The following is a 17,706-nucleotide window of genomic DNA, read 5'->3' on the forward strand; positions in this document are numbered from 1 at the left end:
CGCTTAAAATTTATTGTTATGATAAGAGAAATTCTATTGTGTAGCTGTTTGTTGTTTTCAACTGTTTCTTTTAGTCAATGGGAATTTTATGGAAATACTATTACTGAACAAAACATCAATAATTCTATTGGCTATTCTTTAGCGACAAATGACACAGGAGATAAAATAGCGTATTTGCGATTTGCTGAAGGTTTTGAAAAAAAAGTAAGTGTTGTAGGTTATGAAAATGGGGGGTGGACAAATATTGGAGATATAGTGCCTTTTTACGTTGGGAACAATTCTTCTGCTAGCATAGCAATGAACAGTGATGGATCAAGATTTGTTGTTGGTATAGGCCCTACAAATGACCTTGGAATTTTGAAAGTATTTGAATTCCAAAACAATTCTTGGGTACAATTGGGACAGGATATTACAGGGGATACCATTGGAGATGGCTTTGGGGCATCTGTAGCTATGGATGGTAGCGGAAACAATATTATAGCCGGTGCGGGAAAAATTACTAGCGGATACATTAAGGTATTTGAACTTAGTAATGATGTGTGGCTTCAGAAAGGAGAAACAATTGAAGAGGATGTCTCAGGAGAACAGTTTGGTTCATCAGTCGCAATCAACCAAACAGGAAATACGATAGTGGCTTCTGCCCCCTCCAGCGATGAAAGCTTTATTGATGCTGGAAAAATCAAAGTTTATCAATATCAAGCAAATGACTGGCAACAAAAGGGTGGTGCTATAGTAGGAGCTAAAGCCAATGACAAAATTGGCCTGGCAAACAAACCGGGAAATAGCGCTGTAAAATTAAATTTTGATGGAACTGTAGTGGCGTATGGAACTTGGGCCCATTTAAACGATAACTCCCAACAGGTTGGACTTGTAGAAGTACTTGAATATGTGAATAATGATTGGGAAACAAAAGGGAGCCGATTTGAAGGGAGCACAGCGAATAGTTTTCTTGGCGGGTCAATAGATCTAGATAGGTTAGGTGGTATAGTAACCATGACAGATTTTCAGGCCTCGGGCGGATCACAAGTTTTAACCTACAAATTTGAAGATTTCGAGTGGCAACAAATAAATGAAACGATTATTGACCCAGATTTTAGTGACACAAATTTCTTTGGATTTAGTGTTGCAATAAATGCAGAAGGAAACATTTTAGCAATAGGTGACCCAAATGACGGTAACGGAGATGAAAGTAATATATGGGTTTATCAAAATCAATCATCTTTAAGCGCTCCAGATATTGTTTCTTATCAATTTAAATTATATCCAAATCCAAACCGAAGCAAATTTAATATTGAATTTTCTGATAATCAAGCTAGAATTACAGTAAAGATCTTAGATGTTTTGGGCAAGGACATCTTAACTCGTGATTTTTATAATGCAAAAACGGTTGAGATTGAAGAAAACTTAGACCCGGGTGTATATTTGGCAAAAGTTTCTACTGAAAAAATTTCAGAGACCATTAGAATAGTCGTAAAACGATAGTTCCGTTGTTTGATCTAAACAGCGGGCCTCATCTGCTCAGGAATCCTTTTGTTCATAATAGCAAACCATAAAGGAGGTATCAATGAGAGCAACATGGAAGTGGGATAGCCAAAGGGCATTTGCGGACTTATGTCGTGGTAATCAAGTATTTGATATTTCTTGGACGATTTGTAATGGTGGTCACTATGGCGGGTAAGCTCATACAAGATAACCCGCCCCATCACGTGGTTGCTGTTCCAAGAGTGTATTTCGCTCACACGTTCGTAACGACCGCTCTTGGTCTTCTTACGGCTTAAGCCATAATGTTCAATATAGTTAATCGTTTCCAAAAGCACGGCACTGGTAATCCCTATGGCCAGTGCTATCCCGGCAATTGGTATTCCAAGAAAAAAAGCAATAGCACCCAGATATATAAGTTGGGACAGGGAGTAAAAAAGCATATCGTTCTTGAAGCTGAAAAAGGACACGTTTCCACGTTTTAGTAAGTTTAGCTGTATCCTCCAGGCGTTTATATGTTGCCTAACCATGGAGGTAACCCAAAACGAATAGACCGTTTGGTTGTACCGTGCGCTCGCTGGGTCTTCTTTGGTGGCTGCGTGCAAGTGGTGACCATAGTTATGCTCAATATAAAAATGTTGGTAGAGTGCCGGGAGCAGTAAAACTTTTGCCATAGTCTTTTCCCACTGTGTCTTTCGGTGTCCCAGTTCGTGGGCAACATTTATACCGTTACTGCCCACAGCAATCCCAACAGAGATCGTAAGTCCAATACGTTCTGCCGTGCTGTAATCGTGCTGGGTAATGCTCCATAGAAACCAACCCACGATACCAAAGACCAATGGAAGGTTGAGGTATAGCAGAATATCGAACAAAGGGTTCTTCAGTTTTTCTGAAATTTCTTCGGCTTTAAGGTTTTCCGTCTTAACGGGCAACAATAGCTCAAGAATAGGAATGATAACAAAAGCAAAAACAGGCGTAAAAAACACCCAATTCCCTTTAAGGTAAAGTCCAAGAATGGCGGCTAATGGTATGGAATAGGCAGCAAGATATTTTAAGTCTTTCATAATCTTATATTTTGGACTTATTTTTGATAAGTTTACAAAGCATTGCGTTGAATTCCGTTTCAACGAAATAAAATGGTACATTACAAGTTAAAGGTTATACCGAACCTATGAGCACATTCAAGATCATCCAGCAAAAGCTGGAACAATTTATAAAAAAATACTACACCAATGAGTTGATCAAGGGTGCTATCCTATTTTTTTCGATAGGGTTGCTGTATTTCTTGATTACGTTGTTGGTTGAATATTTTTTGTGGCTAAGCCCATTGGGCCGTACCGTGCTGTTTTGGATGTTCGTAACCGTAGAACTGGGGCTCTTTGTACGCTTCATTGCGTTTCCGCTTGCGAAACTCTTTAAGTTACAAAGCGGGATCACACAGGAGGAAGCTGCCAAGATCATTGGAAACCACTTCCCAAACGTGAACGACAAGTTGCTCAACGTTATACAATTGAACCAAAACTACCGCGAAAGCGAACTCCTTGCCGCCAGTATAGACCAAAAGGCAGATGAGCTGCAACCCGTCCCTTTTACCACCGCGGTCAACTTTAAGAAAAACGTTAAGTATCTCAAATATGCTGTTATACCAGTGGTTGTTTTTCTTTTGTTCAATTTTTTTGGGGAGGAGGATACCTTCAGCAGCAGCTATGAGCGTGTTGTAAACTATGAAACGGCTTACGAACCGCCTGCGCCATTTGCTTTTTACATTGTGAACGACGATTTAACAGCAGTTGAGAACAAGCCTTTTACACTTCAGATCAGAACCGAAGGCAAAGCAATTCCAGAAAACGCCAGCATTGAATATAATAACGAAACTTATTACCTAAAACAGAATGCCCCTGGGGTGTTCGAGTACACTTTTGCGCAGCCAGTGGAGCCTATCGATTTTAAGCTGGCAGCCAATAAGGTAACAAGCAAAACATATAATTTAGATGTTCTCAAGACCCCGTCCCTGGTCTCTTTTGAAATGGTGCTGGATTATCCTGCGTATACAGGAAAGCGAGACGAAACCCTTAAAAGTACGGGTAATGCAACCATTCCCGAAGGCACACGCGTAACTTGGAGGGTACATACCAAAAATACAGAACAAGTAAACCTGAAAACAAAAGATAGCGCCTATTCCTTTACAGAAGAAGACCAAAAGTTTACTTACAACAAAGGGGTGTACCGAAAGCTTGATTACGCCATTACCACATCCAATAATTTTTTGAAGGAATACGAAAACCTTTCCTTCACATTGGGTGTTGTGAGAGATGCTTATCCAGAAATTGAGGTGGAGTCCAAGCAGGACAGTACAGATAGCCAACTAACCTACTTTTTGGGCCGTGTGAGCGACGATTACGGCTTGAGCAAACTACGCCTTGTCTATTTCCCTATAGGCGAAGAGAAGGCAAGGAGAACAGAAATACTGCCTGTAAATAAAACAACGGTAGACCAGTTTGTGTACACCTTTCCTGGCGATTTCCCGCTGGAAGAGGGTGTTGCGTACGAGTACTATTTTGAAGTGTTTGATAACGACGCCATCCACAACTATAAATCCAGCAAGTCTGGCGTTTATTCTTTCAGGAAATTAACAAAGGACGAAGAGGAGAAAGAGCAACTTCAAAATCAGGACAAATCCATTAAGGGAATGGACAAGACGCTCCAGGATATGAAAGAGCAGGAAAAAACACTTGAGGAGCTTTCAAAACTTCAGAAAGAGAAAAAGGAACTCAACTGGAACGACAAGAAAAAACTCGAGAACTTCATCAAACGCCAAAAGCAGCAAGAAGAGATGATGAAGAAGTTTTCAGAAGAACTGAAAGAGAACCTCGAGAATTTTCAACCCGAAAAAGAAGAAAAAGACCCTTTTAAGGAACAACTTGAAAAGCGGTTGGAAGAAAATGAAGAGCGCATCCAGGAAAACGAAAAACTGTTGGAAGAACTGGAAAAGCTCCAAGAGAAAATAAACAAAGAGGAACTTACTGAAAAACTGGAAAATCTTTCCAAGCAAAACAAAAACCAAGAAAAGAACCTCGAGCAACTATTAGAGCTTACCAAGCGGTACTACGTAACAAAAAAAGCTGAAAAGCTTGCCGAAGAAATCTATAAGCTGGGTGAAGAGCAAGAAAAAGTTGCCGATGCTCCCGAAGATGAGAACACAAAGGAAAAACAGGAAGAACTCAACAAGAAGTTTGAGGAATACCAAAAGGAAATGGACGAGCTCCAAAAAGAAAACCAAGGTTTAAAAGAACCCATGGAAATCCCCAATGACGAAAAGAAGGAGGAAGAAGTAAAGCAGGAGCAACAAAAAGCAACCGATAACCTTGGGCAACAGAACAAGCAGGATGCTAAGAAAAACCAAAAGAATGCAGGCGAAAAGATGAAACAAATGGGCCAGCAAATGCAGGCACAGATGCAGGCTATGGCAGGTGAAACCATACAAGAAGATGCCGAGATGCTCCGGCAGATACTCGACAATCTAGTAGTATTCTCTTTTGAACAAGAGGATCTCTTGGAACAGTTCAAGATCACTGATTACGGTAACCCTGTCTTCGGAAAAAAACTGAATATCCAGAACGATTTAAAACTTAATTTTCAACACATTGACGACAGTATCTTTGCACTTTCGTTACGCAACCCAATGATAAGCGAAAAAATAAATTCTTCATTAACGGATATTCAGTTCAACCTAGATAAATCCCTGGAACGTCTTGCCGAAAACCAAATGCGGCAAGGCTTGAGTAGCCAACAATATACTGTTACCGGCGCCAATGAACTTGCCATTATGTTGAGTGAGGCACTTAACAATATGCAAAACCAAATGCAGGCTATGGGCCAAGGTAAAGGCCAGGGCCAGGGCCAGGGACAAGGGCAGGGACAGGGACAGGGACAAGGGTTCCAGTTGCCAGACATCATTAAAAAACAAGAAAGTCTCACCCAACAGATGAAAGAGGGGATGGGCAAGCAAAAAGGAAAAAGCGAAGGAGGTAATGAGGGTGAGAGCGGTCAAGGCCAGAGCGGCGAGGGACAATCCGGAGAGTCTAGTGGGTCACAAGGAGAAAACGGTCGTTCCGGACAATCTGGCGATGGAAAGGGACAGGGCCAAGGAGAAGGTGATGGTGAGGGCGGCGACGGCAACAACGGAAAAGGAAACAAAGATGGCGACGGAGAGAATGGTGACGGTGAGGGGTATAACGAGGATTTAAATGGTGAGCTGTACGAAATTTACAAACAACAACAGCAACTACGCCAGCAATTGCAGGATAGGTTGAGCAAAGAAGGCCTAAACGGCAGGGGGGGAGAATTGCTGAAACAAATGGAAGGCGTAGAACAGCAATTGTTGGACAAAGGTTTTAACGAGCGTACCTTGGAGAAAATGCTTAACCTACAATACGAGTTGTTGAAACTGGACAAAGCAGATTTCGAACAAGGCCAAGAGAGCCGTAGGGAATCTACCACAAACCATACTGAATTTCAAAACACACTTCGTACAACCCAAGAAGAGATTAAAAAGTATTTCAACACCACTGAAATTTTAAATCGAGAAGCACTACCGTTAAAGCCAAAATATAAAGAGCGTGTAAAGGAATATTTTAAACAAGACAATGATTGAGTTTTATTCTGAGAACAATTTTAAATTAAACAATACGGCAGAAGTCTCCAATTGGATCTCTTCACAAATTTCCCAACGTGGTTTTGAGGAAGGAGAGCTTGTTTTCATATTTTGTGACGATGACTATCTCCACAAATTAAATGTTCAGTTTTTGGACCACGACACCCTTACCGATATTATTACATTCGATAATTCGCTAGGAAAATTAATCAACGGTGAAATATATATTTCTACCGAACGTGTCTCTGAAAATGCTACTGAATTTGATACTGACTTTACAACCGAACTCCACAGAGTTCTCATCCACGGAATTCTCCACCTTTGTGGATTCAAGGATAAAACTACAGGAGAAAGCAAAGCAATGCGTAATGCAGAAAATGAAGCACTAAACAATAGAAACTTTGTATAGTATGCTGATTGTCAATAAATTATGTTTTTAACTGCTTGGTTTACAGTTATTTACGTATCTTTGCAAACTTAAATTTAACGTGAATGTTTCACGTGGAACAATTTTAAATATATGTTCGAAAAAGAATATGACGTTGTAGTTGTAGGCGGTGGTCATGCGGGCTCTGAAGCTGCTGCTGCTGCTGCTAATATGGGTTCTAAAACTTTGCTTATTACCATGAATTTGCAGAATATTGCGCAAATGTCATGCAATCCTGCTATGGGTGGTATTGCAAAGGGTCAGATAGTACGCGAGATCGATGCGCTTGGAGGTTATAGCGGGATAGTTTCAGATACTTCTGCGATACAGTTCAAGATGCTCAACATGTCCAAGGGCCCTGCCATGTGGAGCCCCAGGGTACAAAGTGATCGTATGCGGTTTGCTGAAGATTGGCGAAACATGCTCGAAAGAACGGAAAACCTAGATTTTTATCAAGAAATGGTTTCGGGCATTGTTACTGAAAAAGGAAAAGTAGTTGGCGTTAAGACTTCCCTAGGTCTTGAGGTACGATCTAAAACCGTAGTGCTTACCAACGGAACCTTTTTAAACGGACTTATTCATATAGGCGAAAAACAATTTGGTGGTGGCCGTGCTGGCGAAAGAGCCGCTACAGGAATCACCAAGGATCTTGTCGAGCTAGGTTTTGAGTCTGGCCGAATGAAAACTGGAACCCCACCGCGCGTAGATGGGAGGTCCCTTGATTTTTCAAAAATGATCCTACAGCCTGGTGACGAAAATCCTCAGAAATTTTCCTTCCTGGATTGTACCAAACCACTCACCAAACAGCGTCCTTGCCATATGTCCTACACTAGCGAACGAGTGCATGATTTGCTCCGTGAAGGTTTTGACAGGTCGCCCATGTTCAACGGTGCCATTAAAAGTGTTGGCCCTAGGTATTGTCCTTCGATTGAGGACAAGATCAATAGATTTGCAGATAAGGACAGGCATCAACTTTTTGTTGAACCAGAAGGATGGAACACGGTTGAGTATTATATAAATGGTTTTTCTACCTCTCTACCAGAGGATGTACAATTTAAAGCCCTTCGTGAATGTGATGGTTTTGAGAATGTAAAATTCTTTCGTCCTGGCTATGCTATAGAATATGACTATTTCCCACCCACTCAATTACTACATACATTAGAGACTAAATTGGTAGATGGCTTGTATTTTGCAGGCCAAATCAATGGGACTACAGGATATGAAGAAGCAGCTTCTCAGGGTCTAATGGCAGGAATCAACGCTAGCTTAAAGGTGCAAGAAAAAGAGCCTTTTATCTTGAACAGAGATGAAGCATACATAGGTGTCTTGATAGATGATTTAATCACGAAGGGAACAGAAGAACCGTATAGGATGTTTACTTCTCGTGCAGAATATAGAACTCTTTTGCGTCAAGATAATGCAGATTTCAGGCTAACTCCTAAGGGGTACAAATTAGGGTTGGCATCTGAAGAACGTCTCAAGAAAATGGAGAAGAAGAAAGAAAACGCGGGAGCGTTTGTCCAATTTTTTAAGAACACAAGCGTTTCGCATACCGAAGCAAATCCTATCCTGGAGTCTAAAAACTCAGCTACAGTGAGCCAAAGCGATAAAATGTTCAAGTTATTTTCACGTCCTGAAATTACCATGGAAGATATGCGAAAGATTGATGCAGTTGAAGACTATGTGCAAGACAAAGATCTCACGTTCGAAGAACTGCAGCAAACCGAAATACAGGTAAAATATGCTGGATATATCGCTAAGGAAAAAAACAATGCCGATAAACTTAATAGGCTAGAGGGAATTAAAATCCCGAAGAATTTCGATTACTCAAAACTTAAGTCACTTTCTTATGAAGCTCGTGAAAAACTAAAGGCAATACAGCCTGCAACAATATCCCAAGCAAGCCGAATTAGCGGAGTTTCTCCAAATGATATTTCTGTGATGTTAGTGTATATGGGGCGCTAGAGAGTTGTTTCACGTGGAACGATGTAAAACCTTATAAATTTCAACTTATTCCTGTGGTTTCAAAATCTGTTTATATTTCTATAAAGGATCACCTGGTTTCTGGTGAAGAATTTAAGCTTTTGTTTGATCCGGAGCTAGAGATGCTCATCACAAGCCCACAACCTTTAGAGGAAACCCTACATTCATATTACGAAAGCGAAAACTATATTTCCCATACTGACGACAAGAAGGGAGTAATTTCATTTCTGTACCAAACTGTAAAAGAATTCGCTCTTAAGAGAAAGGTAAAACTCGTTACAAAACTGAATAATGGAAATGGTAAGTTGTTGGATATTGGAGCAGGAACCGGCGATTTTTTAGTTGTAGCAAAAAATAGGGGTTGGGAGGTTTCTGGAGTAGAAGTTAGCGCAAAAGCTAGAAGTCTAGCTGCAGAAAAAAATCTTGATTTAAAACAAGACATACAAGAAGTTCTTTCCCAAAAGTTCGATGTGATTACCTTATGGCATGTGTTGGAACATATTCCCAACTACAAAGAAATGTTACAAACCTACCATTCACTTTTACATGAAAATGGAATCCTGATAATCGCTGTGCCCAACTTTAAGAGTTACGATGCCAATTATTATAAAAAACATTGGGCTGCTTACGATGTTCCTAGACACCTTTGGCACTTTTCAAGAGTATCTATCCCAAAAATCCTGAAAGATACTTTTAAGCTGGTTACTATGAAGCCTATGCTTTTCGATTCTTACTATGTTAGCTTACTTTCAGAAAAGTATAAAACAGGAAATAATTTTTCAATTAGGGCTTTTTGGGTCGGGTTGGTTTCAAATTTGAAAGCGATGCGCACCAAAGAGTATTCTTCCCTGATTTATTGCTTTAAAAAGCATATATAGGGTATTTTATGGCTTTTAAGCCCCCTTTTAGGCACAGGACAGCACTACTTTGGCACAAAACACAAAATGTGCTTAGAACAGCTAAAAATAAGCTAATTATTGATAGATAAAGTTTATTTAAAAGCGTCTTGCAATAAGGAGGGGTTATGTCAACTCTTTTTTGTGGATGAGTCTGGTTAGTTTAATGCTCAAGTCTGAAAATATAAGTTTCGCATTACCATTTCTCTCAATATGGTAAGAAGCATCTTCGAGCGCCTCACATATTTCAAAAATGTTGTTTTGATGTACAAAAGGAGCAAATTTTGAAATATCAAAAGAACCATCAGAACTCTCAAAAAACAATAGAGAATCTGCTTTGTAATTTTTTAATAAGGCTTGCCGGAATGTTTCTATGCAATAACCCAAAAACTTTTTTTGTGTCTCTCGACCAACACCAGCAAGGTTGTCGCTCCATTTGAGCAATTCGTGTATGGCTTTCTTATTTCCTTTTGCTTTAAAAGCGGTGCGTACCCAGGTTACAAACCATTTGTTGAATATTGAGGCCTCACCATCTTCTTCCAACAATTGTAATGCGCGCTGAAGATCGCCTCCAGCCCTATGGGAAACTTGTAAGGCATTTTTGGCGTCCAAGCCTCGCTTTTCAACAAGATATGTTGCTATATCTTCTTCAGAGAGAAGCGGGAAATGTAATATTTGACACCTGGACCGGATCGTGCCTATGAGCTGTTCTTCCTGCTCTGTAAGTAACAGCAATACCGTTCTTTCGGGGGGTTCTTCCAGCAGTTTTAATATTTTATTTGCGCATTGTGTGTTCATATTATCTGCCATCCACGCAATAACCACCTTGAAACCGCCCTCAAAAGATTTTAGGGATAGCGTTTTCAGCAAATCTGCTGCTTCATCTACATTAATATTACCCTGCTTGTTCTCTATACCCAAGGATTTAAGCCAAGAGAATAGGGAAGCATAGGGAGTTTCTTGTACAAATTGCCGCCATTCTTCCATGAACAGCGAGGAGACGGGATGCTTTCTTACTTTATCATTGGTGTTCACAGGAAAGACAAAATGTAGGTCGGGATGCGATAACTGTGCCACTCTCTTACGGGAAAGTTGTTCCTCATCACTTCCTTTTTTCAGTCCTTCACATAAAATTTCAGAAGCATACGCAAGCGCCATGGGCAACAAGCCAGTGCCCAAAGGCCCTACAAATAGCTGTGCGTGGGGAATTCGCCCATTTTCCAAGCTAGTGGTTAAGTGCGATTTAAGGTGTTTGTGACCTACTACTTCAGAAAAATCCATACGCAAAACTAAGCAATTAACAGCTATTGGCAAGGTGTTTCCTATTGGTCAAAAACAGTATCTTTGTTCGATAAAATTTCAGCATGAAAACAGTAAAAGATATAAATTTCAACAATAAGAAGGTCTTGGTACGGGTAGACTTCAATGTTCCGTTAAATGACGACCTTGAAGTAACCGATACTACACGAATTGAAGCCGCCAAACCCACAATTCACAATATTTTAGAAGATGAAGGGAGCTGTATCCTACTTTCCCACCTGGGAAGGCCAAAAAACAGGGAAGATAAATTTTCATTGCGTCATATTGTAAATACTGCGACCGAAATCTTGGGTGTTCAGGTTAAATTTGTGGAGGACTGTATTGGCCCAGCCGCGCAAGAAGCGGTGGATAATTTAAACCCTGGAGAAATTTTACTGTTGGAAAATGTCCGGTATTACCCAGAAGAAACCCAGGGAGATAGGGGGTTTGCTGAAAAATTGGCTTCTTTAGGGGATTATTATGTGAACGATGCATTTGGTACTGCCCATAGGGAACACGCTTCTACGGCAGTAATAGCAGATTTTTTCCCTAACGATAAATGCTTTGGGCTACTATTGGCTTCTGAAATTGAAAATGTAAAAAAAGTGCTTTCTGATGGTAAATCCCCCGTCACTGCAATTATTGGCGGGGCTAAGGTTTCGTCTAAGATCACTGTTATAGAAAACATATTGGATACCATAGACCATTTGATTATTGGAGGAGGAATGGCCTTCACCTTTATCAAGGCAATGGGCGGAAACATAGGCGGTTCCTTGGTTGAAGAAGACAAGCAGGATACTGCAATGGAAATTATGAGAAAGGCAAAGGAGAAGAGCGTACAGGTGCACTTGCCGGTAGATGTTGTTGCGGGCGATAGCTTTTCGGAATATGCCAATACCACCAATGAACCAGCGGACAATATCCCAGAGGGTTGGTTGGGGCTCGATTCAGGGCCTCGTAGCAACGAACAATTTGCCGAAATCATCGCAAAATCCAACACCATCTTGTGGAACGGCCCTGTTGGTGTTTTTGAAATGGAACAATTTGCTGAGGGCACCAAAAAACTTGGCGACGCCATTGCAAATGCAACAAAAAACGGGGCATTCTCATTAGTGGGCGGAGGAGATTCTGTAGCAGCTGTAAAGCAATTTGGGCTTACCCATAAGGTTAGCTATGTTTCAACAGGTGGCGGCGCAATGCTGGAGATGCTAGAGGGAAAAACCTTGCCGGGTATAAAAGCTATCCTAGAATAGGCGTGGCTCCATATCAAACAATGTTAAAAATTTGTGCAAACCATTCATTTCATTACTTTTAACCATAATTTACCTTAAAAAGTTGCGTTTCCTTTCTATGAAAACAGTTTCCCTTAGCTTACTGACCTTTTTTGCAATTACAACCTTGTTGGCACAAGATGAAAACGCCATAGACTCCCTTCAACGCAAGCAATTGCAAATGGTAGATTCTATAATGGTAACCCCTTTTTCAAGTGAATTACCAAAAACCGTGGTTGCAACCGAAATCAAGGACACACTGGTCTATACTTTGGAAGATATGAAAGAGGCCAGAAAAATAGACAGCCTCTGGCTTAAGGAGCTGTTTGGCACCGGACGTTTTGAAGAAATGTATGGCAGCGTTGTAAATGAAGTTTACGAACCTGTTGAATATGAAGAATTACCTACAGAGGTTTTGAAACAACGATTGGAAGAACTAAACGCCAGAACCCCTTTTAATGTAGAGTATAACCCATCCCTTGAAAGTGTAATAAAAGGCTATTTAAAAAACCGTCGCACCACAATGGCTAGGCTCATGGCGCTTAGCGACTATTATTTTCCCATGTTCGAAGAGCAATTGGACAAGCACGGGCTGCCCTTGGAAATGAAATACTTAGCCATTGTAGAATCTGCATTGGACCCAAGAGCAACTTCTCGTGTAGGCGCACAGGGCCTGTGGCAGTTTATGTTCGCTACGGGGAAGATATTCGGATTGGAAGTTAATAGCTACGTTGATGAACGGTCGGACCCCATTATGGCAACCGAAGCTGCCTGCAAATACCTTAAAAGCCTTGAAAAGAGCCTGGGAGACTGGGATCTGGCGCTTGCAGCATACAATTCGGGTCCTGGTAACGTTTCCAAGGCATTGCGCAGGTCAGGCGGATATAAAAATTACTGGAATATTCGGCAGCATCTTCCACGTGAAACAGCAGGGTATCTCCCCGCATTTCTGGCAACGATGTATATTTTTGAATATGCCGAAGAACATGGCTTTAGGAGTAATGGGCCAAAGTTTCCATTCATCGCTACAGATACTCTGAAGGTCAAAAAAATGATCACCCTACAACAGGTTGCTGAAGTAACAAACCTGGATATTGAAGAGGTGCGGTTTTTAAACCCTTCCTATAAAAAAGATGTTATACCGGTTATAGAGGACGAAAACTATGTACTTAGGCTCCCTATAGATGCTGTGGGCAAATTTGTTGCAAACGAAAATGCAGTATATGCCTTTGCTGAAAAAGAGCTTGCCGAGCGGGAAAAGCCACTCCCACAGTTTTTTGAGCAGAGCGACAAGATTAGATACCGTGTACGTAGTGGCGACTATCTAGGTAAAATAGCCGAAAAATATGGAGTGTCAATTTCCAGTATCAAACGGTGGAACGGTCTTAGGAGCAATAGATTGCGTATAGGACAAAGACTTACAATTTATCCAAGAAAACCTTCAGGAGCTACGGCTAGTGGCCAAAGCAAAAAAGATAGTGACCATAACTCTGCAAGAACATATACTGTGAAAAATGGAGATTCTCTTTGGAGCATTTCAAGAAAATTTCCTGGGGTTACAGTGGACAATCTTAAAAAATGGAACGGTATTGGCGGTACTAAACTTAAACCAGGAATGAAGCTAAAGATTAAAAAGAGCTAGAAATTCCATAGAACACATTTTCCATGAAATCAATATACATAGCATTTCTCTGCTTATTATTTGTTGCAACTTCCTGTAACGATGGCTCCAAGAGCAAAAGTACCTACAGGCCAGATTCAGTAGGTAATATAAATTCCCTTCAAATTGTAACCCCTGAAGAACTGTGGAATGGTGAGGTAGGTGAGACCATAAGAGAATATTTCGCTGCTCCAGCCGATGGGTTACCACAAGACGAACCTTTGTACTCTATGGTGCAAATGAAGCCTAGTAGCTTTACAGATTTTGCACAACGGTACCGCATATTTTTACACGCCACACTTAGCGATTCTACCAATTTCAGCTTAAAGAAAAACAGCTTTGCCAAGCCCCAAACAGGTGCTTTCCTTACGGCACCAACAACAGGTGAGCTTATAGCGTTGATAAAAGAGAACCAAGAGCAAATAAAGGCTGCATTCTATGCTTCCGAAATAAAGGAAAAACAAAAGCGTATCAGGCTCTCCCTACGAAAACTGGATACCCTACAAAAAGAATTTGGAGTCAACCTAAAAGTACCCACCGCATATCGTGTTGCTAAATCTGGGGGCGACTACTACTGGTTGCGAAAAAATATCGAAGCCGGCACTACCAATATTTTTATTTATGAAGCACCCCTAAGCGCCATAAGCAAGGATAGTACCATGGCCGATATCATAAACGTGAGGAATACCATTGGCGCAGCATTATTGCCAGTGGAGGACGGCAGTAAATTTATTACCGAAGCAGCATATTCCCCATTCCTCTTCAATGCCGAATTGGACGGAAAACAAACCTACATCACCAAGGGAACCTGGGAAATTACCGATGCGTATATGGCAGGCCCCTTTGTTAACTACGCGGTTAGGGACGAGGTCAACGACCGCTGGCTCATCATAGAAGGGTTTACCTATGCACCTTCCGAAGAAAAAAGAGATCTTCAGTTTGAGTTGGAGGCTATTATCAAGTCCGCCAAGATTAATTAGCAATCTTGTTCCCTTGAGGAAAGGAGGGGTGTCTTTTCTGGGATTATAAAAAATACCCAAACACAAAAAACCCGCTAGAGAAAGTTCCTAGCGGGTTTTATTGTGTTGCTTACAAGAGAGATTATTTCTTTTCCTCCAGTTTCTCATCTTTATCTTCTTTGGAGGCATCTTTAAATTCCTTAATTCCGCTTCCAAGCCCGCGCATCATTTCGGGGATTTTACGACCACCAAACAATAGCAGGACCACCACAACAATTAAGACAATTTGCGGCCAACCAATAACCATAGGGATAAAAAGTGCTTCCATAGTATTCAAAATTTAATATGGCAAAGGTAACAAGTTTTTATAAGAAACAACGTTTTTGCTCATAAGATAGCTACAAAACCGCTTTCAATTATTTTATATTTGTACACGCTATGGCAAAGAGTGAGAAACGTTCCAAAAAAATAAAGAAAAAGCTACTACACAAGTATCGCTTGGTTGTGCTCAATGAAGACACTTTCGAGGAGCGCTTTTCCTTTAAACTGAATAGGCTTAATGTATTTGTGTTCAGCACCATATTTGCGCTCGTGCTTATTATAGCCACTATCATCCTAATTGCTTTTACCCCATTACGGGAATATATCCCAGGGTATTCCTCCACCAGCTTAAAACAAAAAGCAACCAATCTTGCCTATAAAACAGACTCGCTACAGCAAGAACTCGTCGTGAACGAGCAATACCTTGCCTCGATACGTAAAGTGCTCACAGGGGACGTTAAAACAGTCGACTTCAATAAAGATTCTATCATTGAAGCTGCCAATATCGATGCATCGCAGGTAAATCTGGAACCTTCTAAACAAGATTCACTGTTGCGGGAAAAAGTTGCGCGGGAAGATAAATATAACCCTTTAGCTGAAGCCGGTGATATTAATATGGCGCTATTTGCACCCGTGAAAGGAACCATATCATCTCCATACGATCCAGAAGAGAAGCATTTTGCGGTGGATGTGGTTACTGTTAAAGATGCCCCGGTAAAAGCAGTGGCAGATGGAACCGTAATCTTTGCAGAGTGGACCGCTGAGACAGGCTATGTAATGATTATTGAGCACAGGAACAATATTATCTCAGCTTACAAACACAATGCCTCCCTAAATAAAGAGCAGGGCGAACTGGTAACGGCCGGTGAGGTAATTGCCAAAGTGGGAAACACGGGAGATCTCACCACTGGTCCACACCTCCATTTTGAACTTTGGAGCGATGGTTACCCCATAGACCCCACAAACTTTATAGATTTTGAATAGCCTATGTCTTTAAAATCTTTTGCCGCCAAAATATTTGCCAAGACCACGGTACGAAAAATCAGTCGTTGGTCTTCTAACCCTGTAAAAACCCAGCAAAAGGTTTTTAAAAAACTTATTGAAACAGCCGCAAACACTAGCTTCGGGAAAGACCATGGTTTTTCTGAAATTTCTTCATACCATGATTTTGCAAAGCAGGTGCCCATTAGGGATTACGAAGCATTAAAGCCTTATGTTGAAGAAGTTGTAAAGGGCCAGGAAAATATTCTCTGGCCAGGAAAACCACTCTATTTTGCCAAGACCTCTGGCACTACTTCTGGTGCAAAATATATCCCGTTGACCAAGGACTCCATGCCATCCCATCTACAAGGGGCGCGTAATGCCATGCTATGTTACATTAATGAAACTGGCAATGCAGACTTTGTGGATGGAAAAATGATTTTCTTGCAAGGTAGCCCAGAGATGACCGAAAAAAACGGCATACAGGTAGGCAGATTGTCCGGTATCGTGGCGCATTATGTCCCTAACTACCTTCAAAAAAACAGGCTCCCTAGTTGGGAAACAAATTGTATTGAGGACTGGGAAAAAAAGGTAGATGCCATTGTTGAAGAGACCAGAAACCAAGATATGCGCATGATAAGCGGTATCCCATCGTGGGTACAGATGTATTTTGAAAAACTGAAGGTAAAAACCGGGAAGCCCGTAGGCGAACTATTCCCTAATTTTGAATTGTTCATTTACGGGGGGGTTAACTACGAACCCTATCGTGCAAAGTTTGAAGCGTTGATAGGTCGAAAAGTCCCAAGTATTGAGCTTTTCCCAGCTTCGGAAGGTTTCTTTGCCTTTCAGGATAGCCAGAAAGAAAAAGGCATGTTACTACAATTGAACAGCGGAATGTTCTTCGAGTTTGTGGAAGCAGACCAATTTTTTGAAGAAAACCCTAAGCGTCTTACCATTGGTGACGTACAGCTGGGCGTAAACTATGTACTACTGGTCTCAACCAACGCGGGATTATGGGCATATAATGTGGGAGACACTGTTCAGTTTACTTCGGTGAAACCCTACAGGGTAATTGTTTCGGGGCGTATAAAACACTTTATTTCGGCATTTGGGGAACATGTGATAGGCAAGGAGGTAGAACAAGCTATAAACGAAGCCATGGAGACCTTTGGTTTCAGTATTTCAGAATTTACCGTAGCCCCTCAAACCAGTCCTCCCGAAGGCGAACTTCCCTACCACGAATGGCTCATCGAATTCGAGGACGAGCCCAAGCACCTTGACCAAATAGCCAAAAAGCTGGACGCATCAATGCAAGAACAAAACAGCTACTATTTCGATTTAATTGAAGGCAAAATCCTGCAGCCACTTAAAATCAAGGCATTGCCCAAAGATAGTTTTCAGAAATACATGAAATCGCAAGGGAAGCTGGGCGGCCAGAACAAAGTGCCCAGATTGTCCAACGACAGGAAGATTGCGGATAGGTTGTAGAGGGTAGTATACTAGCTATTTCGCTCGTTCTTTTCAATAAGCGATGAGCGAGGGAGAGTCCTTGCGGGTTTCTTGGGATGGTGCGTTGGCAACCCGAAAGGTCTTAGCTCGGGTGCACTCCAGGACGGTACGAAAACAAAAGTTATTCCCGAAACCCTATCAGACAGACTTAGCTACCTTTGCTATTCTGCTGTTATATTTTCATAGCTCGCCCCAGCCCTAAAGGGTGCTTGTGCTCCCTTTTTTATCATTATTTAACCGCTACCAACAAAAATTTACCAACTCACC

The 17,706-nt window shown here is 41.3% G+C and carries 13 protein-coding genes; 10 read left to right on the forward strand and 3 right to left on the reverse strand.

The genetic code is table 11. From position 1 onward, the window contains the following. Positions 1 to 18 precede the first annotated feature (18 nt). Positions 19 to 1,482 (forward strand): T9SS type A sorting domain-containing protein, encoded by a 1,464-nt coding sequence (locus C8D94_RS01770; RefSeq protein ID WP_115122186.1) that lies wholly within the window; start codon positions 19 to 21, stop codon positions 1,480 to 1,482. A 14-nt stretch (positions 1,483 to 1,496) separates the two neighbouring features. On the opposite strand, the gene C8D94_RS01775 is transcribed toward C8D94_RS01770, so the two are convergent. Beyond that, the gene (locus C8D94_RS01775) at positions 1,497 to 2,543 is read right to left on the reverse strand and encodes an alkane 1-monooxygenase (RefSeq protein ID WP_115122187.1); all 1,047 of its coding nucleotides are present in this window, start codon (positions 2,541 to 2,543) and stop codon (positions 1,497 to 1,499) included. Positions 2,544 to 2,650: 107 nt separating this feature from the next. Here C8D94_RS01775 and C8D94_RS01780 point away from each other — a divergent pair, with 107 nt between their 5' ends. The 4 genes from C8D94_RS01780 to C8D94_RS01795 all read left to right on the forward strand — a co-directional run bounded on the left by C8D94_RS01780 (position 2,651) and on the right by C8D94_RS01795 (position 9,421). Next, on the forward strand, positions 2,651 to 6,133 hold the full coding sequence (locus C8D94_RS01780) for a DUF4175 family protein (protein ID WP_115122188.1): 3,483 nt from the start codon (positions 2,651 to 2,653) through the stop codon (positions 6,131 to 6,133). Beyond that, a complete protein-coding gene (gene ybeY / locus C8D94_RS01785; RefSeq protein ID WP_115122189.1) occupies positions 6,126 to 6,542 on the forward strand; it encodes an rRNA maturation RNase YbeY in 417 nt (138 codons plus the stop codon). The genes C8D94_RS01780 and ybeY overlap by 8 nt, the downstream gene beginning before the upstream one ends. Positions 6,543 to 6,653: 111 nt before the next feature. Continuing rightward, positions 6,654 to 8,525 carry a tRNA uridine-5-carboxymethylaminomethyl(34) synthesis enzyme MnmG gene (gene mnmG / locus C8D94_RS01790; RefSeq protein WP_115122190.1) on the forward strand — a complete coding sequence of 624 codons (1,872 nt, stop codon included), beginning with the start codon at positions 6,654 to 6,656 and terminating at the stop codon, positions 8,523 to 8,525. A gap of 53 nt (positions 8,526 to 8,578) precedes the next feature. After that, positions 8,579 to 9,421, forward strand: coding sequence for a class I SAM-dependent methyltransferase (locus C8D94_RS01795; RefSeq protein WP_317047684.1), 843 nt, complete (start codon positions 8,579 to 8,581; stop codon positions 9,419 to 9,421). A gap of 144 nt (positions 9,422 to 9,565) precedes the next feature. Here the strand turns inward: C8D94_RS01795 and C8D94_RS01800 are convergent, their stop codons facing one another. Next, the gene (locus tag C8D94_RS01800; protein ID WP_115122191.1) at positions 9,566 to 10,720 is read right to left on the reverse strand and encodes a DNA polymerase III subunit; all 1,155 of its coding nucleotides are present in this window, start codon (positions 10,718 to 10,720) and stop codon (positions 9,566 to 9,568) included. Between the two features lie 83 nt (positions 10,721 to 10,803). On the opposite strand from C8D94_RS01800, the gene C8D94_RS01805 reads away from it, so the two are divergent. The 3 genes from C8D94_RS01805 to C8D94_RS01815 all read left to right on the forward strand — a co-directional run bounded on the left by C8D94_RS01805 (position 10,804) and on the right by C8D94_RS01815 (position 14,649). Then, on the forward strand, positions 10,804 to 11,991 hold the full coding sequence (locus tag C8D94_RS01805; RefSeq protein WP_115122192.1) for a phosphoglycerate kinase: 1,188 nt from the start codon (positions 10,804 to 10,806) through the stop codon (positions 11,989 to 11,991). Between the two features lie 97 nt (positions 11,992 to 12,088). Then, positions 12,089 to 13,651, forward strand: coding sequence for a LysM peptidoglycan-binding domain-containing protein (locus C8D94_RS01810; protein ID WP_115122193.1), 1,563 nt, complete (start codon positions 12,089 to 12,091; stop codon positions 13,649 to 13,651). Between the two features lie 23 nt (positions 13,652 to 13,674). Further along, a complete protein-coding gene (locus tag C8D94_RS01815; protein ID WP_115122194.1) occupies positions 13,675 to 14,649 on the forward strand; it encodes a DUF4837 family protein in 975 nt (324 codons plus the stop codon). Positions 14,650 to 14,770: 121 nt separating this feature from the next. Here C8D94_RS01815 and tatA read toward each other — a convergent pair whose 3' ends face one another. Next, positions 14,771 to 14,956 carry a twin-arginine translocase TatA/TatE family subunit gene (tatA, locus tag C8D94_RS01820; RefSeq protein ID WP_115122195.1) on the reverse strand — a complete coding sequence of 62 codons (186 nt, stop codon included), beginning with the start codon at positions 14,954 to 14,956 and terminating at the stop codon, positions 14,771 to 14,773. A gap of 110 nt (positions 14,957 to 15,066) precedes the next feature. Between tatA and C8D94_RS01825 the strand changes: the two genes are divergently transcribed. Together C8D94_RS01825 and C8D94_RS01830 are read left to right on the forward strand one after the other, a co-directional pair. Then, positions 15,067 to 15,933: a M23 family metallopeptidase gene (locus tag C8D94_RS01825; RefSeq protein WP_115122196.1), complete on the forward strand. Its 867-nt coding sequence runs from the start codon at positions 15,067 to 15,069 to the stop codon at positions 15,931 to 15,933. A gap of 3 nt (positions 15,934 to 15,936) precedes the next feature. After that, positions 15,937 to 17,418, forward strand: coding sequence for a GH3 auxin-responsive promoter family protein (locus tag C8D94_RS01830; protein WP_115122197.1), 1,482 nt, complete (start codon positions 15,937 to 15,939; stop codon positions 17,416 to 17,418). The last annotated feature ends 288 nt before the right edge of the window (positions 17,419 to 17,706 follow it).

The organism is Marinirhabdus gelatinilytica, from assembly GCF_003353425.1.
In the GTDB taxonomy this organism is placed as follows: domain Bacteria; phylum Bacteroidota; class Bacteroidia; order Flavobacteriales; family Flavobacteriaceae; genus Marinirhabdus; species Marinirhabdus gelatinilytica.

What these genes read in the sequence shown, in the direction of transcription:
- C8D94_RS01770 (WP_115122186.1), top strand. Translation starts at nt 19, where the DNA reads ATGATAAGAGAAATTCTATTGTGTAGCTGTTTGTTGTTTTCAACTGTT.
- C8D94_RS01775 (WP_115122187.1), bottom strand. Translation starts at nt 2,543, where the DNA reads ATGAAAGACTTAAAATATCTTGCTGCCTATTCCATACCATTAGCCGCC.
- C8D94_RS01780 (WP_115122188.1), top strand. Translation starts at nt 2,651, where the DNA reads ATGAGCACATTCAAGATCATCCAGCAAAAGCTGGAACAATTTATAAAA.
- ybeY (WP_115122189.1), top strand. Translation starts at nt 6,126, where the DNA reads ATGATTGAGTTTTATTCTGAGAACAATTTTAAATTAAACAATACGGCA.
- mnmG (WP_115122190.1), top strand. Translation starts at nt 6,654, where the DNA reads ATGTTCGAAAAAGAATATGACGTTGTAGTTGTAGGCGGTGGTCATGCG.
- C8D94_RS01800 (WP_115122191.1), bottom strand. Translation starts at nt 10,720, where the DNA reads ATGGATTTTTCTGAAGTAGTAGGTCACAAACACCTTAAATCGCACTTA.
- C8D94_RS01805 (WP_115122192.1), top strand. Translation starts at nt 10,804, where the DNA reads ATGAAAACAGTAAAAGATATAAATTTCAACAATAAGAAGGTCTTGGTA.
- C8D94_RS01810 (WP_115122193.1), top strand. Translation starts at nt 12,089, where the DNA reads ATGAAAACAGTTTCCCTTAGCTTACTGACCTTTTTTGCAATTACAACC.
- C8D94_RS01815 (WP_115122194.1), top strand. Translation starts at nt 13,675, where the DNA reads ATGAAATCAATATACATAGCATTTCTCTGCTTATTATTTGTTGCAACT.
- tatA (WP_115122195.1), bottom strand. Translation starts at nt 14,956, where the DNA reads ATGGAAGCACTTTTTATCCCTATGGTTATTGGTTGGCCGCAAATTGTC.
- C8D94_RS01825 (WP_115122196.1), top strand. Translation starts at nt 15,067, where the DNA reads ATGGCAAAGAGTGAGAAACGTTCCAAAAAAATAAAGAAAAAGCTACTA.
- C8D94_RS01830 (WP_115122197.1), top strand. Translation starts at nt 15,937, where the DNA reads ATGTCTTTAAAATCTTTTGCCGCCAAAATATTTGCCAAGACCACGGTA.